Raw genomic sequence first — 24,103 nt, 5'->3', positions numbered from 1 at the left:
GGAAAGCAGTCAGCTTTTATTGTACATACGTAATTTCTATTTCATTATCTATTCAATAATTGAACTCTATTTGGAAATAAATAGTCAAATCGGACAGAAGTTGGTATAATAAAAACTTGTTTAGAGACTAGAATTATTAATAATTTTAGAAGGAGTTTTATAATGAAGGATGCAATAGAATTAATCACTGAAATAGTTAATATTTTTCATGATATTATTATGGAACTGACCGAAGCATTTGGTCTAGAAATGTCAGATAAAGATTTACATTTTTGGGTAATAGGTATAATTGGAATCTTTACATTTGGGATAACTCATATAATATTTAAAGCAATTTCAAAATGGAGTCTAACAGCTATTTCTTTTCTATACACCTTCACAGTTCTAATTGTCTTTGTTTTTGCGATTGAAATTCAGCAAAAGATAACTGGAAGAGGTAATATGGAGTTTGCAGATGCCATAGTTGGATTATATGGATTTATTATCTTTTTTCTTGCATTTTTAGTATTAAAGTTATTCATTAATTTTATTAGTGAAAAAATTAATAAACGAAAAGATAACAACAGGAGTAGGAATACTCGTTCTAAATAAAGGTAATCTGCTTAGAAGTCAAAAATCTTATCACCCTTTTAATTTGATCTTTCTTGCAGAATAATTGCAACTTCTATTTTCACTAATATTATGACGAGGAAACAGATCATATCAATAACTTATGCGGTACTTCCCTGGGTTAAAAAAGCAGAAATCCAATTATTATCGGTAATACCGTTAATAGGCGCATCTAATGGAATACGTCTATTTTTTGTGTCTATTTTCTTTATTTATGGTAATCTTCTTGGCGATTATGAATGACTTGGTATTAAATTGTTGAGTTTAAAACGTCAAAAAGACCGATTACATAATTTATATATCAGTAAAGAAATTATATACTTATAATACCCTTCTATGGAAACAATAAATAATATACCATATGTAAAAAGAAGCTTTTTGTGGTTATCAAACCCTAGCTTTCTTATTATTTTTCTTAGATTAATTATTATGAGCTTTATTATTGGTATGTTAATTTAAAGATATCCTTAAAAAATAATTAATTAACAACCTTTTGTATTGTTTCAAAAGGAGGAAAGGTTTGAAATGAAATTGAAGAATGTAAAAAAGGCCATTATACCAGCAGCAGGACTTGGAACAAGGTTCCTACCAGCTACAAAAGCAATGCCGAAAGAAATGTTACCCATAGTTGATAAACCAACCATTCAATATATTGTTGAAGAGGCAATTGAATCAGGAATTGAAGACATTATTATTGTTACAGGAAAAGGTAAACGGGCGATTGAGGATCATTTTGATAATGCATATGAACTTGAACAAACGTTATTGAACAAAGAAAAATTTGAGTTATTAGAAAAGGTTCAAGAAGCATCAAAGATGGTTGATATACACTATATTAGACAAAAAGAACCAAAAGGACTTGGACATGCTGTCTGGTGTGCACGTAATTTTATCGGAAATGAACCGTTTGCGGTTTTATTAGGTGACGATATCGTACAAGCAGAAACCCCTTGTTTGAAACAACTAATAAATGAGTTTGACAGAACCCATTCTTCGGTAATTGGGGTAAAACGGGTTCCTGAAGATGAAACACATAGGTATGGAATTATAGAACCTTATGAGCAGTTTGGTCGCTCATTTCAAGTGCGGAATTTTATTGAGAAACCGGAAAAAGGCACAGCACCATCTGAACTTGCGATTATTGGAAGGTATATTTTCACACCAGAAATTTTCTTGTTTCTAGATAAACAAGAAATTGGGGCTGGTGGCGAGGTTCAGCTAACAGACTCCATTCAAAAATTAAACGAAATCCAGCGCGTCTTTGCCTATGAATTTGAAGGGAAGAGATACGACGTAGGGGAAAAGCTAGGATTTATTGAAACAACCATTGAATTTGCTCTTCAAAAGGAAGAGTTACGGGATGATTTACTAAAATTTATGGCACAGAAGCTAGAAAATTAATTATTTTAAAACATAAGGAATTATCATTTTGAATAGTAGACAGAAGATTATTTGCCGAATGGATATGGAAATTTAATTAAATATTTCTAGAAAGCCTTCCTGATTTAGGAAGGCTTTCTTTTTAGGAATAAAGTATTATTATATTGTATAATTAATTGTTCAATCATCTTTAGAAAAGGATTTTTATGACGATATATAATTATTCCAGTTCTGACAGATATTTTACAAATATATTTGTTAAATTTATTGCAAAGTATGTTACAATAACAGATGGGTTTGTAATATTTACTGTTAAAAACTACTAAAATTCGATATATATCGACAGAATGTGAGTTTTAGGCAATGAAATATTGCCCTAAGAAGTGTTGCCGATAATTGATAATCCTACCACTCACTATTGGTCTTGTTGCTATTGCGTTTTGAATTTAAAATATTATAATAGTAACTTGAAAAGCGACTATCAATAGAAAACCATTTTGATAGTGTAATAAATTTAATATTTAATAGATAATGTGAAACTAAATGTACTAGTAAAAAATATAAATAGAAAAAACAAAATTTATTGTAAAGAAGGGTGCAGGATCTTTGAAATCTACCATTGTAATGGAACAACAACAAATAAGAAATGATGTAAAAACTGCATATGTTCGAGAAGCAAGGGGATACTTAGTCTGCAAAAGATTATTTGATATTATTGGTGCAAGCTGTGGCCTAATACTTTTATCACCATTATTTTTATTAATTGCAGTTTTAATTAAATTAGAAGATAAACAAGGGAGCGTATTTTTTAAACAAATTAGAGTCGGGAAAGACGGAAAGCAATTTTATATGTATAAATTTAGATCTATGGTATCTAATGCTGAAGAGTTGCTTGATTCACTTATTAAATTAAATGAGACAACCGGTGCTATGTTTAAAATGAAAAATGACCCACGTATTACAAAGTTAGGGAAATTTATTAGAAAAACTAGCATTGATGAATTACCGCAGCTTTGGAATGTATTAAAAGGAGATATGAGCTTGGTTGGTCCTCGTCCGCCTCTACCAAGAGAAGTTAAGGAATATAGCGCTTACGAGTATCAACGCCTTCTTGTAGTGCCAGGCTGTACGGGACTATGGCAAGTAAGTGGTAGAAGTAATTTAGGATTTGAAGAAATGGTTGAATTAGACTTAATTTATATCAACAAACGATCTTTCCTATTTGATTTATTTGTTTTATTTAGAACAGTTAAAGTGCTCTTTTGGGATAAAGGAGCTTATTAAGCTTATTACAGCAAGGGGTTTTTTAGATGCATCTCAAGAATAAATGGTTTATGGGAATAATTATAAATTTAATATTGCTTTTTATATTAATCGTGGTTCCTGAAAATGAGATTTTTAATATTAGAAATCTCATTTTAGTGAACCTTCTTTTTGTTGGAATTTACTTATTAATTAAAATTTCTAAAGTTCCTAATTCTTTAACAATTTTTTTAATTATCCTACTACCACTTAATTCTTTTTTAAATATTGTTTTATTTCACTTTTTTGATATCCGCGGGGTTAGTTTAAATATTTTTAAAGCATGGAAAGACATGCTATTACTTATTGCACTTCTTTACTGGGGGATTTATCAAATTAAAAACCCCTCAGTGTTTAAAATTAAAGATAAAAAGGTTTTATTCTTTGTTTCAATGTTTGCATTACTCGAATTAATATATATTCTTCTACCTATCGGACCAGCTAATTTTCTTCAAAAAGTTTACTCTTTTAGGACTGACACATTTTACCTTTTCTTCTTCTTTCTTGGAATGTTGATTCCAAAATTAGATTTCAATAAGATACTAAAGGTGATTCTATATACTGGACTTGTTTTTTCTGTAATTGGTATTTTTGAACGTTTCATTAATCCAGTACCTTTACTGATTTGGCTAGGAATGCCAGACTATACCCTTTATATGACTGGCAGTTTACCATATACTCAAGGGGGGATGCCATATACCTATTGGGCAGCTGGAGGAATTAGAAGAGTGGGATCACTTTTATTAAATCCGCTTGATTTTGCTGCTTATAGTTTATTTGCTCTCCCAACCATTTTTATAATAAAGAGTAATAAAAAAAGAATAGCGGCTTCAATAATATTGGGTCTTGGAGTAATATTCACATTAAGCAGGATGCCAATATTAATTCTTTTTTTACAAGTTCTTGGTTTTATTATTATTTATAATATTAAACACATAAAAAAAGTATTAATTTGGGGAACTGGGGTTGCCTTCTTTTTATTTATTCTTATATTCACTACTATGGAGAATTTGAGGAACTATATAATAGACACGATTACATTTAAAGAACCATCTGCTCAAGGACATTTACATGACTGGCTTCTTGCTCTAGAGAATCTTAATAAACATTCTTTAGGCATGGGGTTAGCTACTTCAGGTAGTGCTGGGGCACGTTTTGGTACTTTTGGCGGGGGAGAAAACCAATATTTAATACTTGGTGTCCAAATGGGATGGATAGGAATTGTTATCTTTATTGGTATGCTTATTTCCATTCTTTTTTATTTGGTCAAGCATTATAAAGAAAATAAGATAGTTAATATTTGGTTGATATCAACGATTTTATTATTAATGCTTTCAGGAATAACCCAGCAGTCCTTTTTAAATATTACCATAACGTGTATTACCTTCTTATCTATAGGATATATTCTAAGGGAGCGAACAAGTGATGAATACTAGCCATCCTAAGGTGGGAATAGTCGTATTAAATTGGAATGCTTATGAATTGACCGTGGAATGTCTGGAATCTTTATATAATCTTGATTACCCTTCATACGAATTTTATTTAGTTGACAATGCATCAACAGATGGGTCATATGAAAGGTTAGCTGAAAAGTTTAAGAATTGCGAAGTGATTTTAAACCCTTCTAACCTAGGTTATGCGGGTGGTGTAAATGCTGGGATAAAAAAAGCACTCGAGAATAAATGCTCATATATATGGCTGGTAAATAATGATGCCAAAATTCTTAATCCATTAGCTTTATCAGCATTAGTAACAGCATGTGAAAAAGATAAGACTATCGGTGCTGCAGGTTCTTTAATTAAATACCCTACAGGAGAGATACAGTTCTCTGGAGGGAAAATTCAATTACCTTTGGTAAAAGGTATTCACTTTGAAGAACAACTAACTGAAATAGTTGAAACAGAATATGTCACTGGGTGCTCATTACTTATACCGAAACATGTTGTGCAAAAAGTCGGTTTAATTAGTGAAGATTACTTTTTATACTACGAGGATGCAGATTATTGTAAGAGGATTAAGGATGCAGGATATAAATGTGTTGTAGTTCCAGGGTCTCTGCTCGAACATGAGCTCGGAGGTACTTCAAAGAAAAGCCCTTCCTTAAACTACGTTTATTATAATTTGAGAAATCGTTTTTTATTTTCTTATCGATGGTTAAATAATTTTCAATTTATCGTTTTCCTATTATTTACAACTATAGAAACACTATTAAGGTCTGTAAGATATATTATGCTTGGAAGAAAGGACTCGTTAAAATATTTACTTCAAGCATATTCAGATGGTTTCAAGAAAAAACCAGGAAAGTTTATAATTTAAACCCTAAATATAATTTAGGTCTCTAGGGGTTGTAAAATGAGAATATTTGTTGACACAGACTGTTTGTACACAGCGAAAACCGGTGTAAGGACATATGTAATCGAGTTAGTACGTGCTTTGAAGAATGGTGGACATGAGGTTATTGAGCTAAGAAGGAATCCGAATTCTTTCTTTGTGAAAAATCAGTTGAAATATAAGTTATTACTCCACATTGGCAGAATATTGTGGACACAATTTATAATCCCTTTAAAACTTTTTAATGTAAGAAAAAAAGGAGATTTTCTTATTTCTCCTGAGTATTTCACGCCATATGTCAGTCCTGTACCAAACTTACTTACAATACATGATGCGGTTTTTGTTACTAGGCAGGATGATTACAGTTCGTTATTTAAATGGACATTAAAAATAATAGCTTGGCCCTCCGCAAGAAGGGCTTCGAAAATTCTTACTGTTTCTGAGGACGCAAAAGAACAAATTTCAGACAAATTAAACATAGAAAAAGGTAAAATTGAGGTTACATATTTAGGTGTTAAGCCTTTTGGGTTAAAGGTAAGTAAGGTAGAAAAATTTGAAAATGAGGAATTTTTCCTATATGTTGGCGTTTTAGAAAAGAGGAAGAATATACCTAAATCAATCGAGGCATTTTCTGAAATTAAGAAAAAAAATCCCAATGTTAAATTCTTTATTGTGGGCCAACCTGCGCCATTTCCACATTTAGATGATACAACAACGATAAAGAGTTTAATTAAAGATTTAAATATGCAGGATTCTGTAGTTCTTTTAGGATATGTAACGGATGAAGAACTCTCTGCTTTATACCATAATGCTCTAGCATTAGTATTTATCTCTACTTATGAAGGCTTTGGTCTACCAATCATAGAAGGATACTCTGCAGGAATCCCAGTTTTAACTTCACAAGGTGGTGCAACTGAAGAAGTGGCTGGTGGTTGTAGTTTGCTTTGCAATCCGAATGATGTAAGAGATATATCGGAAAAAATGCAAAAACTAATAGAAGATCCTGAACTAAGAAGAAGTTTAGTCGATAAAGGGAAAGAAAGGGCTAAACTGTTTACGTGGGAAAAAATGAGTCAGAAAATAATAAAGGTAATTCAGGAATTATAAAGGGGTAAAACCGAAATTGAAAATAAAAAAGATCATACAAATTATTAAGAGAATGGACACACTAACCACCTTTATGAAACTAATTAGAGGTTTTATTTTATCTTTTTTTGTACATTCAACAACACGAATTATGTTAATTGGGAAAAATGTAGATATAAGAAATCCTCGTTATATAAAAATTGGAAAAAATTTTAAAATAGAAGATAACTCTGAATTACAAGGGAAATCCTTAAAAGGAATTGAAATTGGAAACAGTGTAACAATAGGAAGGGGAGCTATGATCCGCCCCTCCGGTTATTACTTAGGTGAATTCGGAGAAGGTTTAAAAATAGGTGACGGTTCAAGTATTGGAGCAATGAACTATATCGGCTGTGCTGGTTTTATTGACATTGGAAAGAATGTTATGATCGGACCTTCTGTAAATTTAATCGCAGAGAACCATAACTTTGCAGATCCAAATATTCCAATGAAGGAACAGGGTGTAAATAGAAAAGGGATTAAGATTGAAGATGATTGCTGGATAGGTACTCAATCTACGGTACTAGATGGAGTAACAATAGGAAAAGGCAGTATTATAGCAGCAGGAGCCGTTGTTACAAAGGATATCCCGGCATACTCAATTGTTGGTGGAGTACCGGCAAGAATAATAAAAAACCGTATGGATAGTTAAAAGCTGTCCCTTTCTTAGAAAGGATAATATCATGCAACATAATTTAAATAGTAATAACAACAATCTTTTATACATTCATGCTGGCGCAGAATTATATGGTGCCGATAGGATTCTTTTAGAACTGGTAAATGGTATGAATGAACATAATTGGAAACCGCTAGTCATCCTTCCTAACGAAGGACCGCTTGTAGCTGAGTTTGAGAAATTAGGAATTGAAGTTCAAGTTTTACCCTTCCCTGTCTTGCGTAGGAAATATTTTACGGTACCAGGTATTTACTCCTATTTTTCTCAATTAATTGTTTACATCAAAAAGATAAAACAAATCATAAAAGCTAAAAATATTAATTTGATACATTCCAACACATTGGCTGTCCTGCCTGGATTATTTGCAGCAAAGCAGGCAAAAATTCCACATGTTTGGCATGTACATGAAATTATTATTAAACCTGCTTTTCTAAATAAACTATTAGGTAATTTGGCATCCCTATATAGTGATAAGATTGTAACAGTTTCAGAAGCAGTAAAAAAACATTTTGCAAATGGACAACCAAAATTATCAGCAAAAACTGATGTTATTTATAACGGTATTGACACAAATAAATTTTCACCAAGTGAGCAACAAAACATCGGTCAAACAAAGTTAGGTTTAGATAGCAATATTAAAATATTTGGAATGATTGGCAGGATTAATAGATGGAAAGGCCAATTATTTCTTTTAGAAGCTACAGAAGAAGTTCTCAATCAAGTTGAAGACAGCCACTGTTTATTTGTTGGTGGAGTGTTTGAAAATGAAACATTCTATAAAGAAAAACTGTTAGAGGAAATCAAACTAAAAGGTCTAGAAAAAAGAGTCACCGTACTTGATTTTCAACCTGATCCTGAAAATGTACATCGATATTTTGATGTATTTATTCTCCCATCCATAGAACCTGATCCCCTGCCAACCGTTGTGTTAGAGGCGATGGCCACCGGTGTCCCTGTAATTGCAAATGGACACGGTGGTGCTGTCGAGATGGTGAAAAATGAAGAAACAGGTTTTCTTATTAAGGTAAATGATAAAGAAGATTTAGCGAATAAAATTACATATCTTTTAAGGAACCCCATGGAAGTTAAGAGGATGGGGGACAATGGGAGAAAAAGGGCTGTGCAGTATTTTTCCAAAAGGAGATTCTTTGAAGAATTTTCTCAACTATATAGAACGATAATAAAAAGAGAAGATAACATTATTTAGTTTAGGAGAGTCAAATGGAACAGAAAAAAACTATTGCCTTTTGCGGCACAAGAGGACTTCCTGCAAATTATGGAGGTTTTGAAACTGCGGTCGACGAAATATCTAAACGGTTTGTAGACCAGGGATATGAGTGTGAAGTATTTACAAGGCTTTCAGGGACAAAAGAACAACTCGATTCATATGAAGGTAGGAAATTAGTATATGTTAAAGGCAGCGAGATAAGGAAGCTGGATACATTTGTTTCTTCCATCCAAACAGCGAGTATTATCTTAAAGAATAGAAAAAAGTATGATTATATTTTTTGGTTTAATAACGCAAATTTTCCAGGGATTTTCTTAACATTATTTTCTTTTCTCCCAATGTCAATTAATACAGATGGACTTGAATGGAGAAGGGAAAAGTGGTCACTCCCTTTCAAAGCATATTATTTTATCTCTTCCTTTTTAATTAGTTTATTGTGTAGAAATCTCATTTCTGACTCAGTGTCAATTCAAAATTATTACCGAAAAACGTTTTTTAAAAAAACAAGCTTTATTCCTTATGGTGCTCCAACTATTAATAAATTGAGTGATGTAAAAACGGAGGACATTCTGAAAAAGCATAATCTATATTCCAAAAAATATTTTCTTCAAATTACTCGTTTCGAACCCGACAATTTACCGTTAGCAATACTTAATGGCTTTCATCAATCTGGTCTGGCAGAACAAGGTTTTGAATTTGTTTTAGTAGGGTATAAGGATGAGACACCTTATGCTTTGCAAATTAAAGAGATGGGCAATTCTAAAGGAATTCAAGTATTAAATGCTATTTATGATAAAGATACCTTAACTGCTCTTCGAGAAAATTGTTTCTGTTATGTACATGGTAATTCCGTGGGTGGTACCAATCCTGCACTTTTAGAAGCAATGGCTAGCTGTAAAAGAGTTATGGCCATTGAAGGTCCATTTAGCCGTGAGGTTTTAGGGGATACTGGCACATATTTTAGAGTAGAAAGTTTAAAAGAGGATTTTAATAAGATAATTGATCAACCTGATATGGGTCAAATGATGAAAGAAAGAGTTTACGAACATTATAATTGGGACGAAGTTGCAAAAAGTTATATGAATTTATCTAACGAAAATCTGGCTGCTTATAATAAATAGTTCCTGATTTACTTTGTTACAGGAATAGGTTTGTACTTATTTAAAGAAATAATGATAAATTATTGGTATTAATAAGAAATTTTAGTTGCCGATAATAACAGTCAAGACGGTTCTTTAGAGATGTTATAAGATCAGTATGGGATAAAATTTTTTGGGAATTATTGGGTATGAGGAAAATCTGGGATCTCTCGGGATCATAGAAGCTAAATTATATTTTAAAATAATGACCAGCCTTCTACATCAAGAATAATTTATTGTGTTTTTAAAGAATTTCACTATCTATACATAAAACATAAAGGCTACAAAGATGGATTTATTGGCTTTGCATTAGCTTTTTTATGGCGGGTTATCGCATGAGTATTGCTCTTAAACAATATATACTGAGGAAATATTCTTCCGAAATAGATAGGGAAGCAATCTAAAAAAAGTATAATCAAATTTCTGAAAGCATTTCAAAGAGATATAATTAGACAGCCAATGTTCTAATAAATGCATTGGCAGCAGTTAATTTATAATTTCGTGTATAACTAAATATAATATTTAAGGGCTGTAAAGATTACTTTACAGCCCTTAAAATTATATTTCTAATTGGTCCTTTAGGGCTTGCTGTATCTTTGCCTTCTCTTCTTCAGATATTACCTGATATGAAACCCCACTTATCATAGTACCTTGAGCATTTACTTGAATCTGCTCAATTGATTTGCTAGCATTTCTATATTTGCTCTGTATCGTTACCATTTCATTAAAGGTTAAGTTTGTTTTTACATTGTTACCTAAAGCTGCGAATATGTCACCGTAGTTAGTCAAAGAACTTAAGCTTGCTCCCTCATTAATAACAGCTTGAATAATCTGGCGTTGGCGCTGCTGTCTGCCAAAGTCACCTCTTGGGTCTTCATAGCGCATCCTTGAATACTTCAATGCCTTTTCCCCATTTAATAGTAATTCTCCTTTAGAGAAGTGTGTACCTTCATAGGTGAAGTCTAAATCATTTTGTACTGTTACGCCACCTACTGAATCAACAATATCTTTAAAACCTTCCATGTTAATTTGAACATAGTAATCAATCGGAATATCTAAAAGGTTTTCAATGGTAGCTAGGGACATTTCCACTCCTCCAAATGCATAGGCGTGGTTTATTTTATCAACTGTTCCTTTACCAACAATTTCTGTCCTGGTATCTCGAGGAATACTTAACATTTTAACAGAGTTTGTATTCGGGTTAACAGCAAGTACGATCATTGTATCGGACCGTCCTTTATCTCCGGGTCTTTGATCGACACCCAACAATGCCACTGAAAATGGCTCAGCTTTTGTGAGTGAAATATCTTCTGTTCTCTTTTCTGACTTCTCCCTTTCAAGTGGTGAGTGCATAGTATCCACTGCCGTTGTTAGGGAGTTATAAACTGAGTATGCATAAGCACCTACCCCAAGTATCAATAAAGCAAAGGTAAACATTAAGACTCGTAACCATTTGCGTTTTTTCTTTTTCTTATTTGCTCTTGAAGCCATATTAGAAATTTCCTCCTTAAGAATAACTATAATAAAGTAATAAATGCCGATCGATATATAGACGTGTTTCGACAAAAAATGTTACAGCACTTTTTATTTTTCCTCAATGTCCATAACTATACTATAATATCATGTCCTATTAAATATGATAAGAAGCATTTTATTTCCCCAAAAAGAAAAATATAGGTTACTATTTCAAAAATATTGGTCTTAACAAAATTCTTTGTTATTAACCTCTATTTTACCATTATCGGCAAATTTTGACATTAAAATGTAGAAATCTACATTTTTTTGTCATTAGATCTTCAGTCCATCAAGGGAGTTATTTATTTTTTGTGAAAAATTGTGAGCTTTATTGTAATAAATGATATTTATTATTGTGTTCATGAAAGTAAAAGGTTTGTATAAAATTTTTAGAAAATACAAATTATTGTCAACTATGTTAACTGGTGAAAACTACTAATTACAAATATTGTTATTTTATTACAAAAGAATGTCTAACCATGTTATTATACTTCGTATAGTGCTAGAGTCATTGATTTTAGCATGTTTTTTTTTACGCTAGTCTAATAGTCTTAATATATGAAGATTGTCGTTTTAAGTCATAATAAGAGTTTTTGTATACTATAAACTAATATGGGAGTATGATACATGCGGGGGAAAATAGTTTTAATAGGTATGCTTTTTGTCGGTTCTACCATTCTTTCAGATCGAAGTATTGCATACGCAGCAGATGGAGTTAATTCCTATACTATAGATAGTTCGGCAATAGGGGATATTGGAGAAAATTCTGGTTATTATATTATTTACTATAATGGTGGAAAACATACAATAGTAGTTAATGAAAAAGTAAAATTGATATTAACTGGATGGACAGACGATTCAAAGTCATCTGTAAATGGTAAAATTGAAATCCAAAATGATTCTTCAATTCAAATAGATGACATCAAGATTGATGCTAACAATGAACTAAATGTATTTTCTGTATCGGAAAAAGAAAGTATACAAATTAAATTAGCTGAGTCTGACTCATACCTAGTTGAAAAAGTAGATCCTAAAGAGACTATGGAGCAAATTACTGAAGAAAAAAGTGGGACTGAGATAGATTCTTCTGGAGAAGTCATTTCTTCTAAAGACAATTTGATTGGTAGCGAGGAAAACTCTAACGGAGATCCTTTAGAGTCTGTGCAAATAGATACCCCTTCTGTTAAATACACAACTCATGTCCAAGATTATGGATGGTTAGAGGGTGTATCGAATGGAGAAATGTCCGGTACAGAAGGTCAAGCAAAACGAATGGAAGCCATAAAGATTTCATTAGATAATGCTCCCTATCCGGGAGATATTACCTACAAGACCCATGTTCAGGATTATGGGTGGTTAAATAACGTATCAAATGGAGCAGTTTCAGGAACATCTGGTGAACTTAAACGTTTAGAGGCTATCCAAATAAATTTAACTGGTGAAATGGAACAACATTATGATATTTATTATCGAGTACACGCAGAAGAATATGGCTGGCTAGATTGGGCTAAAAATGGGAATTCTGCTGGTACACAAGGGCTTGCAAAACGGTTGGAAGCAATAGAGATTGTTTTAGTGGAAAAAGGTGGAGCTGCACCAGGTTCTACAAATAACCCATTAATTATTGATCCATCTGTTGACTATTCTACCCATGTTCAAGATTACGGTTGGTTGGCAGGCGTATCTAATGGTCAAATGTCAGGAACAGAAGGCCAAGCAAAACGAATGGAAGCCATAAAGATCGCATTGAAAAATTCTCCTTATTCTGGGGGTGTTTCTTACAAGACACACGTTCAAGATTATGGCTGGGTAAATAATGTCTCGGATGGGGCATTATCTGGAACATCTGGTGAAAGTAAACGTTTAGAAGCTATCCAAATAAATTTGACTGGTGAAATGGGGCAATATTACGATATTTATTACCGTGTCCACGCAGAAGAATTTGGTTGGCTAGACTGGGCTAAAAATGGGGAATCTGCAGGTACAGAAGGACTTTCAAAGCGATTGGAAGCAATAGAGATTGTTCTAGTGACAAAAGGTGGAGCCGCACCGGGACCGCTAACAAAACCATTTATTCAGGCTGATTTAACAAATTACTATAACATCACGTTAAATGATGCATTAAATATGCAAATGAAGGTCACTCCACAAACTGATAAATATAGAAATGCTCCGGCTTATGTAAGCTATCAATTCATTACTGTATTTAATGGTGGTTCGATTACTGGAAGCAGTGTAAACCTTAGAACTTCACCAAGTACAAGTGGTACTCTCCAGGTTAACGTTGGAAAAGGAACATTATTTAAAGTATTGGATAATAATGTTTCAGGGGAAAATGTTTCAGGTAGTACAAAATGGTATAAAATTGAATACAAAGGAAATATTTTATACGTGCATAGTTCTCTTGCCACCGCTAATTTGAGAGTGGGTCAAGCAAATGTCGATTACCTTAATATCAGGGCAGAAAAGAATGCAGGCAGTCAAATTTACGCTACAGTCATGAAAGATACCCTATTAACGATTTTAGAAGAAGATACTAGTGGTTGGTATCGCGTAAGCATTGGTGATTGGCGTAATGCAACCTCCTCAGATGTCCTATCTTATTTGGACCCGACTAAATTTATTAATGATGAGAAGCAAAAATTTCAATTCATGGACCTGACTAAAACAAGTGGAGTTTCAAAAGAAGCTTTGAATCAATTCCTTGTAGGTAAAGGTATATTAGTTGGACAGGGACAAGCATTCATCGATGCAGGAAATAAATATGGAATAAATGAAGTATATTTAATGGCTCACACATTATTGGAAACAGGACAGGGTACTTCCACCCTTGCAAAAGGAATAACTTATAATGGTAGAACTGTTTATAACATGTATGGTGTAGGAGCTTTTGATCAATGTCCGGATGAATGCGGAGCTAAAACTGCTTATGAAAAAGGTTGGTTTACTCCATACGATGCAATCGTAGGTGGTGCTGCCTATATTGATGATGGTTATACAAACGGCAATAACGGCTATAAAGTGGTCCAAAATACAATCTATGAAATGCGTTGGAACCCAGAAGTAATGGCAACTAAGCGTTTTGCTGGACATCAATATGCAACTGATATTGGCTGGGCATTTAAACAAGTTAACACTATGTATGAAGTATACAAAATACAACCGTATACTGTTTACTTAGAAATACCGAAATATAAATAAAATAATAGATTTTGAAATGGGCTGCCCTCAAAAGTAAAAGACTTTTGAGGGCAGTTTTCGTTATACATAAATCTCATTTTGTATAAAACTAATAGTTTTTATTATTATTATTAACATTTTTCAACAATTTTTTTAGATTACTAGCCAAAAATATACAAAAAAATTATATAATATTTGAGAAGGAGGGGAAATCTTGTTGTGTTTATAAAAAAGTTCATAGTTTTTATTATTTTTTGTCTAGTAATGTCATCACTTTATTCTCCTAATCTAGCATTCGCGCAGGAGAATAGTTCTGATGTCATTCATGCTGAATATGTCGAATTAATTGAAAGGGCGGACATATTCGATAAAGATCAAAAAATAGTCGGAGAAATAAATCCTGCTACTCAATTAAGTGTCGAAACAATTCAGGATGGCAAAGTATACTTTCAGTGGGATGGAAATTTGGTCTATATTCAAGAGAAATCGACAAAAATTGTCGCTCCTGAAAACATTACATTTACTGTAGTTGGAACTGAAACAGGAGTTACCTCGGAGAAATTTTTTACTCACAATCCAACAGAAGTGTATGCGGATAGTACTTTTACAACTCCTATCCTAAAAATTGCTCCAGAAGTACATTACTCGATAACGAAAATGGATAATGAATATTATTCTATTACAGTAGGAAATCGAGAAGGTATTATTAAATCTGGAGATGTGGAACTTCTAAGTACTAGTATAGAACAAGCGAATTTACCATTAGAAAAAAATAGTATATTACAAGAGTCTACATCTGCACGGGTGACAACATCTGCACAAGTGTCCGCTCCACCTCCCTCCATTTATTATACGACTCACGTCCAAAATATTGGTTGGTTACAGGAAGTATCTGATGGGGCATTAAGTGGAACGGTTGGAAATGCATTACACGTAGAGGCAGTCCGGATTTGGTTGAAAAATGCTCCAGTTTCAGGTGGTATTTCATACAAGACACATGTCCAAGAATTAGGTTGGATGGATAATGTGTCTGATGGTCAAATTAGTGGGACAACTGGGCAAATAAAACAAGCCGAAGCTATTCAAATGAAATTAACAGGAGAAATGGCTAACCAGTACGATGTTTATTATCGAGTTCACTCCGAAACTTTTGGTTGGCTAGGTTGGGCAAAAAATGGTGAATCAGCAGGTACAGAGGGCCTATCCAAACAATTGGAGGCAATTGAAGTTAGATTAGTTTCAAAAGGTAGTCAACCTCCTGGATCAACAGATACACCCTTTCTTACAACGGAACCATCTATAGTTTATTCAACATATGTTGAGAATCACGGTTGGTTAAATTCTGTAACAAACGGGGAAATGAGCGGAACCGAAGGTCAAGGACTACGCTTAGAAGCCATAAAGATCGCATTAGGAAATACTTCCTTAACAGGAGGGATTTCATATAAGACACATGTTCAAAACGATGGTTGGTTACCTAGTGTTTCTAATGGAGAAGTGAGCGGAACAACAGGGGAAAATAAACAAGTTGAAGCGATTCAGTTGAACTTAACTGGTCAAATAGCAGAATATTATGATGTATATTATCGAGTTCACTCCGCAACAATTGGTTGGCTAGGTTGGGCAAAAAATGGTGAATCAGCAGGTACAGAGAGCCTATCCAAACAATTGGAAGCAATTGAGGTTAGATTAGTTTCAAAAGGTAGTCAACCCCCTGGATCAACAGATACACCCTTTCTTACAACGAAACCATCTGTAGTTTATTCAACACATGTTGAAAATTATGGTTGGATGAATTCCGTAGCAAATGGGGAAATGAGCGGAACCCAAGGTCAATCCTTACATGTGGAAGCAATACAAATTTCTTTAAAAAATGCACCATTTACAGGTGGAATTTCATACCAGACACATGTTCAAGACTATGGTTGGTTAGATGTTGTTTCTGATGGAGAAACTAGTGGGACAACCGGGAAAAATAAACAAGCTGAAGCTATACAAATGAACTTAACTGGAAAAATGGCCGAACATTATGATGTTTATTATCGTGTTCATATTCAAGATTTTGGTTGGTTAGGATGGGCAAAAGATGGAATGAAGGCAGGCTCAGAAGGACATTCCAAACGAATTGAGGCTATTGAAATCAAGTTAGTTCCGAAAGGTCAAGGTGCACCAGTTAGTGCAAGTGCGGCATTTAAGAAACCAGTGACCGTATTTTTAGACCCAGGACATGGTGGAAAGGATCCGGGGGCAGTATCTGGAATTTACCATGAAGCTGATTTGAATTTAGCTGTTGCCAAAAAAGTTGAATCATTATTATCAAATCGTGGCTATCAAGTTTATATGTCACGCACTAACGATACCTATTTAGGATTGATAGATCGTCCTCAAATGGCCAATAATTTAGCTGCAGATATTCTCGTAAGTATTCATACTAACTCTACAGGAGCAGGAACAACAACTGCTACTGGTATTGAGTCTTATTTCTATGAATATGATCCATTGTACCCTTCGAAAATCAATGAAGAGATGCATAATAATCCAGAAAGAATCTTAAAGAGTGTGACACTTACAAGCTTTATTCAAGAAAATATGATTAGCTATACAGGTGCGTATGATCGTGGAACTCATGGTGAAACATTAGCAGTTTTACGTGAAGCAGCTATGCCAGCAACTTTACTAGAAATGGGCTTTATTAACAACGCTAGCGACCGTCAAAAGCTATTTACAGATTCTTATCAAAATCAACTAGCAAAAGCAATTGCTGACGGAATTCATGAGTACTTTACAATTTATTAATTTATTTTATGCTTTTTTGGATACAAATAGGGAAGAATAGCTAAAATAAATTAAATTATAGGACTAGAAATCATTAGTAGATTTCTAGTTCTTTTTATATATTTGATTTTAAAATTTTTTTCATTTAATGTGTCAATTAGTGATAACATTGCAATAGCTTGAATAATTGCTTCACCTATGAAATAATAACGCTGTAAAAATTTCTTGGAATCCTTAAACTATGAAATTCATTAATATAATTATCTTTATTACCAATGAATTTTATTATTACAATTTTATTACAGGAGACAACAAATGAAAAAAATTTCAATATTGATGGCAGTATACAATCCAAACATCCCTTTTTTTATTGAGCAATTAAAAAGTCTTGATAATCAGGACTACGGAAATTTGGAATTGTTAATAATTGATGATTGTTCTAACGGAATTAATTCAGAAACAATAACTAATCTCATTGAGGAAAATGTTACTAACTTTCCTTACGTATTTAAAAGAAATCCTAAAAACATGGGTAGTAACAAAACATTTGAAGAATTGACAAAATTGGCTAATGGAGATTATTTAGCATATTGTGATCAGGACGATATATGGGAAAAGGATAAATTATCCGTTCTATTAGAGCAAATAAATGTGGAAAATGCAGTTATTTCATATTCTGATTTGTCAATTATTGATGAGCAGGGGAACAAAATTGCAGACAGCTTTAAAAGTCTATCCAAACGGTTACAACATAAACATGGTGAAAATTTATTTCCGTTTTTTCTTAGAATGAATAGTATAACGGGGTGTACAATGCTTGTTGATGGGAAGATTGCAAAGGAGGCTTTGCCGTTTCCTACAAGCAATGTATATGTACATGATCATTGGCTTGCTTTGTTTGCGTCATGCAAAGGGAAAATATCATACATTAATAGACCTTTAGTTCAGTATCGAATTCATTCTAATAACCAAATAGGGGCCAAAGTTCTTGAGGGGATTGCAAGCAAAACAGATTATTTGGAAAAAAGGGTATTAATGGAAGCAAAAAAAGTTGACCATCTTATAACTCGAGACTTTCCAAAAGATCTTCAAATAGATATTAATAATTATCATGAATTTATTTCCATAAGAAAAGATTATCTATCTAACCTAAGCTTATCGACTTTATTTGGAATGTTAAAACAAGTACGGAAAGATCCAGTTTTGATCATTTTTGAAATTATATTAGGGGCTTCTGGAGGGAATTTATCAAAATTTCTTTTAAATTTTGCAAAACAATAATAATCATTTCTCAATCTTAAAACCCTTTTTAGAAAAAAGGGTTTTTTGGTTCATAGAGGAGGAAGTATACCGTGCATCGGATGATGGTACTTTTTTATTTTACAGATTCGTTAAGAAGGTAGAAAAATGTTGGTTTTTGTCTATTAGAAATGATAGTATTTACAAGGAAACATATATTATGAGCAAATTTTTGAATGATAGAAAAAGATACATAAATTATCTAGAATAACTAGTGAGTTTCCGACTGTATTGGCTAAACATGACTAGGTTACAATAACAAATAAGTCCATGAGCAATATAAAAGTTATTTTATCAATAGGGGAGAGTATGTTGAAAAAAGTAGCAGTCATTATTTTAAATTGGAATAGAGCAGAACAAACCATAGCTTTAATCAACAACTTATTAGAAGTTGAAAAAAATATAAATATTTGTTATATCATCGTAGACAATAACTCAAATGATTCAGAACGTAACATACTGATAGATTACTCCAAGAACAATGATTTTATTGTGTTAGACGAAAGTTTATCTCATTATAATACAAATCATACGAAATATATGATTGCCGTAAATGAAAATTATGGCTACGCTAAAGGGAACAATTTTGGACTAAAGTTAGCAAAAAAATTAGGATATGAATATTCATTAGTATCAAATAATGACATCTTTATTGAAAAACCATTAATTGAATCGCTTATTCATCAATTGGAAAATGACAATAGTTTAGCACTCATTGGTCCAAAGATCGTAGGATTAGAAGGTGAACTGCAAGGTCCGTATAATAAACCTACATTGTTTGATCAATTTTGGGTTCCATTCTTTTTGCCTTTATTTATTATTATCAACAAATTATCGTCTAATAAAATTTCTAAACAGTTAGCTGTAAAAAATGAACGGTCTCCATATCGTGTAATGGGCTGCTTTATGCTAATCAAAACGGATGTAATGGATGAAGTTGGGTATTTTGATGAAAATACCTTTTTGTATGCAGAAGAGCTGATTTTATCTGAAAAATTCTTAGATAGAGGCTATAAAACAGGCTATTATCCGGAAGCCTCGATTAAGCATGTTCACGGTTTTAGTACAGAAGACCTTGGGAATCGAAAAAAGTTCAATTTAAACTTAGATTCCGATTTATATTATTTTAAAAAATATCGGAAATATAGTGCAATGAAGCTGTTTTTAGTAAAAATGGGTCGAAAAGCAAATTTTTATCTTTGGGAGCCATTGATTAGAAAATTAAAAAAATCAGTCTAATGGTAAAATCAAAAATAAGTTATAAAGGATGGTTATCGCTTTGAAATTTATACTATTATCCGGCGGATCCGGTAAACGATTATGGCCATTATCCAATGACGCACGTTCAAAGCAATTTTTAAAAGTATTACCATCAAAAGATGGTTCATTGGAATCTATGGTACAAAGAGTTAAAAGACAAATTACAAAACATGTCAGTGAAGAAGATATTTATATTGCTACAAGCAAATCGCAAGTCGAGATTTTGAAATCGCAATTAGGAAATAACATTCATATTATTGTAGAACCGACTCGAAGAGATACATTTCCTGCGATTGCACTAGCGGCTTCCTATTTGTATTCTGTTCAGAATGTACCATTAGATGAAACCGTTGTAACATTACCGGTTGACCCTTTTGTCGATGATGAGTTTTTCTCAATTGTAAGAGACCTAGAAACTGTATTAAAATTATCAAATGCAGATTTGGCTCTTATCGGTATTAGACCAACCTATCCTTCTGAAAAGTATGGATATATTATTCCAGCCGAATCTAAAGAAGATTATCTAGTTGTGGATTATTTTATGGAAAAACCAAATGAAGAAAAAGCAAAACAACTTTTAAAAGAAAATGCCTTATGGAACAGTGGTGTTTTTGGCTTCCAACTAAATACGATTATAAATAAAATTAAACAAAAAGGGTTACCAACAGATTACGAACAATTATTACACTCCTATTTTGATTTAGAAAAGATCAGTTTTGACTATGCAGTGGTGGAAGAAACAAATAATATTGTTTGTATACCTTATGATGGAAATTGGAAAGACCTAGGGACTTGGAATACATTAATGGAAGAAATCACATTACCTATGATAGGAAAAGGGATTGTTGCAGAAGGTGCTTCTAATACACAGGTTATTAACGAATTAGATATTCCTGTTACAGTATTAGGAGTTAAGGATGCTGTTGTTGCGTTAAGCCCAGACGGTGTTTTGGTAACGACAAAAGAGAAAAGTCCAAAAATCAAACAATATGTTGAAGACCAACAGCCAATGTATGAGGAAAGAAGATGGGGCTCTTCCACTGTTTTAGATTACACAAAAACAGAAGAAGGACTAGAAGTATATACGAGGAAGATTATCATCAATAGTGAATGTAATTTATCGTATCAAAGACATCATAAAAGTAAGAAAACATGGACGGTTATCAGCGGGCTAGGAGAATTTTTATTAAATGGGAGTCTCACAAAGGTCACTTCTGGAGATGTACTACATATCAGTGAAGATGATCTCCATTCCATAAAAGCTATTACACAGATACACATTATTGAAGTGCAATCAGGAATTGGACCAATTGATGAAGAAATCGAAAGAATAGCGGTGGATTGGCAGCAAATTTCAGAAAAGCATATTTCACAAACATAATTAGGAGTTAATTCCAAAAGTCCTCTAGTAGGAAACGATCAGGAGGTTATTCTTTGAAAGTTCTTTATATTACACCTTTTGTACCATATGAAGGAATCCCCCATGCAGGGGGTTATTTCCTTTATAAATACTTAGATGAGTTACATAAACGAGGAATCTCCATTCATATGTTAGCACCAAATAGTAAAGAAAACGAAGAGGCATTATCAAAGGTTCCTGAATGGATAAATTTACGCCTGGCAGCCATTCCGAACAAAACCATTGCATATAAGGTTTTAAAATTATTTAAACTCATTAATGATCCCTTAAACCAGCTAGATTATACAATAGTGAATGAGTTGCAAGCAGAGGAATACTTAAATCAATTCGATTTAATCGATCTACAATATTCTCCAACCTTACCATTAATAAAAATTATTAAACAGCTGTCAAATGTACCGGTCATTTGTTTAGAACATGATGTATATTCACAGTATGTTAAAAGGACTGTACAGGAAAAAGGATTATCGCAAAGAAAAATTATGGCCAAACTAGGTTCCTTGAGAGTAGAAAAAAAGGAAAGAGAATATTTAAATTTATGTGATCAAGTCTATACATTTAGTGAGAAAGATAAAGAAATATTAGTCAAAATGGGAGTAACAAGTCCGATTGATACCTTTTCACCTGCATTAGAATTACCACAGGAAGCAGCAACAGTAAAAGAAAATACCGATTGCTTATTTGTAGGTGCAATGGACCGTCCCGAAAATTATGAAGGTGTTCGGTGGTTTATCTCTGAAATTTGGAGTAAAATTCTTCTTGAAATTCCGAATGCAAAATTTATCGTTGCTGGTTCGAAACCTCCTGAATGGTTAAAAACAATGAATAGTGACGATATAGTCATTACAGGATTTGTGGAGGATTTGGATGTCTATTATAAAAAGGCAGCAGTATTTATTGCTCCGCTCCTTTCAGGTGCAGGTGTTAAATTTAAAATCGTACAAGCCCTTGCTTACGGATTACCCGTTGTAACAACTGAAATTGGTGCGGAAGGCATCAATGAAAATAATGAGGAGTTCTTTGCAAAGGTGACGGCAGAGCCAGATGACATTGCAGCCGAAGTCATTCAGTTAATGAAAAATGCTAGTTATCGAGAAAGCATTGGTAAAAAAGCTAGAAATTTAGCCTTAGATAAATATGACTTTCAGGCAAAAACCATTAATAAAGCCCTTAATAAATACAATTATTTAACGAGCAAATAATAAAAAAACTTCTTACCAAAAAAAGGTAAGGAGTTTTTTTATGAAAGGAGGGAATTAGACTAACCCCTTTCACCGATCCGTAATTTGTTCTTTACAGTTTCATATAATCTCAAAATTATAGGCTCTTTTATGATTACTAGGCCTATAATGTAAGTAATCATTCCTGCTGATAATTGAATGAAGGTTATTAATAAAGGACTGAATGGCAGATATTTGCCTACTAATATAACGGAAAGATAGACAAAGGCGCTTAAAATGAAATATTTAATAAACATTTGGAAAAATTTCTTTAAATTAAAGTAATTTTTTGCAAAATAAATTTGAATTATTGCACCGACACCTTCAGCAACTAGTAATGCTATTGAAGTTGCGGTACTAGCTAAAGGTTTGATTAGTACGTAGTTTATAATGAGACTTAGAATAGCCCCACTTGTAACGGCAATAGAGTATTTATTTTGCTGATTGGTACCTATTAAAATCTGGATACCAAATACATTTGCAAGCCCGACAAAAAATATGACAGGACTCATTATTATTAATAAATTTGTAACTGGCTCAAAATCATTACCTAAAAACCATGTTACAAAGTTTGGAGCGATGCCAATCATTCCAAGTGTCATAGGTAACGTAATTAATAAAATTAATTGTAATGCAAAGTTTACGTATTTTTCCATTTCAGCTTTGTTACCGCGCGTAAATTCTGCGGCCATTCTTGGAAGCATAACAGAACCGAGTGATGAAATAACCCCTAACGCAATTGTTATGATCTTATATGCCTGATTGTAATAACCAACTTCAACTTCCCCTGATTCATTTCCTAATATAATTTTGTTCGCCAATACGTATATCTGAATCATAATCTGTGGGAAAAATAGTATCATAATAGGCTTGAAATGACTAGAAATATTTTCAAAGGATATTTTAGCAAATGAAACTTCTCTTAGTAATGGAATCCACATAATGAGCTGCCCGATAAAAAGAGTGCCCGCACTAATTAACACATATAAATCAAGGTCGTCATAATCCTTAACAAAGCTAAAAATTAGAATTATGCCTATGATTTTTATTAATATATTGCGGATAGATATAGCTTTAATTTGCTCTTTACCAAAAAAATACCAAGATATGTCTATAATATTAGCTAACAAAGTAATGATATTAATAAGATAAAGGACTTTATACTCTGAACTTCCATTTACAAAAAAGAAATAAAAAATGATAACAATAAGCGAAGAGAGAATTTTAAAGAAGAAAATAGACCAAAACTCTTCTGATGTTTCTTTTTGATTTTGCTTTGACGCAATTTGCCTGCTACCATATAAGGAAAAGCTTAAAGTGATAAAGACAATAAAGAGTTGAACAATGGAAGTAACATATGCTTCAATTCCAATTCCCTCAGGTTTAAGTACTCTCGATATATATGGTGTGGTAATAAATGGTGTAATGATCAGCAATAACTGATACATGACTGTAAATAAGTAATTTGAAATTAGTTTCTTCATCTATAAATTCATACCCTTTTCATAATTTGCTTAATTGAGTTTTGCAATATTAAGTCCTCCGATAAATATATTCCTCAAATAAATCCCTTATTTAATATAATCGACTTTAATTCAAATTACAATAAACGTATAAAAAGAGGAAATGGGGACATTGAAAAAG

At 32.8% G+C, this 24,103-nt stretch carries 17 protein-coding genes; 15 read left to right on the top strand and 2 right to left on the bottom strand.

What is annotated here, in order from left to right; genetic code table 11:
* Positions 1–162 precede the first annotated feature (162 nt).
* The 9 genes from TR08_RS11160 to TR08_RS11120 all read left to right on the top strand — a co-directional run bounded on the left by TR08_RS11160 (position 163) and on the right by TR08_RS11120 (position 9,772).
* Positions 163–591: a hypothetical protein gene (locus TR08_RS11160; protein ID WP_045518267.1), complete on the top strand. Its 429-nt coding sequence runs from the start codon at positions 163–165 to the stop codon at positions 589–591.
* 549 nt (positions 592–1,140) lie between these two features.
* The gene (gene galU / locus TR08_RS11155; RefSeq protein WP_045518601.1) at positions 1,141–2,010 is read left to right on the top strand and encodes a UTP--glucose-1-phosphate uridylyltransferase GalU; all 870 of its coding nucleotides are present in this window, start codon (positions 1,141–1,143) and stop codon (positions 2,008–2,010) included.
* Positions 2,011–2,613: 603 nt separating this feature from the next.
* A complete protein-coding gene (locus TR08_RS11150; protein ID WP_045518599.1) occupies positions 2,614–3,273 on the top strand; it encodes a sugar transferase in 660 nt (219 codons plus the stop codon).
* Positions 3,274–3,299: 26 nt separating this feature from the next.
* The gene (locus TR08_RS11145; RefSeq protein WP_045518266.1) at positions 3,300–4,727 is read left to right on the top strand and encodes an O-antigen ligase family protein; all 1,428 of its coding nucleotides are present in this window, start codon (positions 3,300–3,302) and stop codon (positions 4,725–4,727) included.
* Positions 4,717–5,607, top strand: coding sequence for a glycosyltransferase family 2 protein (locus TR08_RS11140; RefSeq protein WP_052427420.1), 891 nt, complete (start codon positions 4,717–4,719; stop codon positions 5,605–5,607). The genes TR08_RS11145 and TR08_RS11140 overlap by 11 nt, the downstream gene beginning before the upstream one ends.
* A gap of 36 nt (positions 5,608–5,643) precedes the next feature.
* Positions 5,644–6,729, top strand: a complete 1,086-nt coding sequence (locus tag TR08_RS11135; RefSeq protein ID WP_045518264.1) for a glycosyltransferase family 4 protein — start codon at positions 5,644–5,646, stop codon at positions 6,727–6,729.
* Positions 6,730–6,745: 16 nt separating this feature from the next.
* Positions 6,746–7,399 (top strand): acyltransferase, encoded by a 654-nt coding sequence (locus tag TR08_RS11130; RefSeq protein ID WP_202964966.1) that lies wholly within the window; start codon positions 6,746–6,748, stop codon positions 7,397–7,399.
* A 31-nt stretch (positions 7,400–7,430) separates the two neighbouring features.
* Positions 7,431–8,630: a glycosyltransferase family 4 protein gene (locus TR08_RS11125; RefSeq protein WP_045518263.1), complete on the top strand. Its 1,200-nt coding sequence runs from the start codon at positions 7,431–7,433 to the stop codon at positions 8,628–8,630.
* A 14-nt stretch (positions 8,631–8,644) separates the two neighbouring features.
* Positions 8,645–9,772, top strand: a complete 1,128-nt coding sequence (locus TR08_RS11120; RefSeq protein ID WP_045518262.1) for a DUF1972 domain-containing protein — start codon at positions 8,645–8,647, stop codon at positions 9,770–9,772.
* Positions 9,773–10,348: 576 nt separating this feature from the next.
* On the opposite strand, the gene tagU is transcribed toward TR08_RS11120, so the two are convergent.
* The gene (tagU, locus tag TR08_RS11115; protein ID WP_045518260.1) at positions 10,349–11,281 is read right to left on the bottom strand and encodes a polyisoprenyl-teichoic acid--peptidoglycan teichoic acid transferase TagU; all 933 of its coding nucleotides are present in this window, start codon (positions 11,279–11,281) and stop codon (positions 10,349–10,351) included.
* A gap of 651 nt (positions 11,282–11,932) precedes the next feature.
* Here tagU and TR08_RS30270 point away from each other — a divergent pair.
* From TR08_RS30270 to TR08_RS11075, 6 genes are all read left to right on the top strand, one after another.
* On the top strand, positions 11,933–14,506 hold the full coding sequence (locus TR08_RS30270; RefSeq protein ID WP_052427419.1) for an SH3 domain-containing protein: 2,574 nt from the start codon (positions 11,933–11,935) through the stop codon (positions 14,504–14,506).
* A 198-nt stretch (positions 14,507–14,704) separates the two neighbouring features.
* Positions 14,705–17,281 carry an N-acetylmuramoyl-L-alanine amidase gene (locus tag TR08_RS30265; RefSeq protein WP_052427418.1) on the top strand — a complete coding sequence of 859 codons (2,577 nt, stop codon included), beginning with the start codon at positions 14,705–14,707 and terminating at the stop codon, positions 17,279–17,281.
* Positions 17,282–17,575: 294 nt separating this feature from the next.
* Complete coding sequence (locus TR08_RS11095; protein ID WP_045518259.1) at positions 17,576–18,541, top strand: glycosyltransferase family 2 protein; 966 nt, start codon at positions 17,576–17,578, stop codon at positions 18,539–18,541.
* 330 nt (positions 18,542–18,871) lie between these two features.
* Complete coding sequence (locus TR08_RS30260; protein ID WP_052427417.1) at positions 18,872–19,798, top strand: glycosyltransferase; 927 nt, start codon at positions 18,872–18,874, stop codon at positions 19,796–19,798.
* Positions 19,799–19,838: 40 nt separating this feature from the next.
* Positions 19,839–21,200, top strand: a complete 1,362-nt coding sequence (locus TR08_RS11080) for a sugar phosphate nucleotidyltransferase (protein WP_045518257.1) — start codon at positions 19,839–19,841, stop codon at positions 21,198–21,200.
* A gap of 53 nt (positions 21,201–21,253) precedes the next feature.
* Complete coding sequence (locus TR08_RS11075; RefSeq protein ID WP_045518255.1) at positions 21,254–22,441, top strand: glycosyltransferase family 4 protein; 1,188 nt, start codon at positions 21,254–21,256, stop codon at positions 22,439–22,441.
* A gap of 59 nt (positions 22,442–22,500) precedes the next feature.
* Here the strand turns inward: TR08_RS11075 and TR08_RS11070 are convergent, their stop codons facing one another.
* Positions 22,501–23,943, bottom strand: a complete 1,443-nt coding sequence (locus TR08_RS11070) for an oligosaccharide flippase family protein (protein ID WP_045518254.1) — start codon at positions 23,941–23,943, stop codon at positions 22,501–22,503.
* Positions 23,944–24,103 lie beyond the last annotated feature (160 nt).

This window comes from Neobacillus niacini (assembly GCF_000759675.1).
Classification (GTDB): Bacteria; Bacillota; Bacilli; order Bacillales; family Cytobacillaceae; genus Neobacillus; species Neobacillus niacini_A.
The sequence above is the reverse complement of the archived record's forward strand: the minus strand, read 5'-3'. Positions and strand labels throughout refer to the sequence as shown.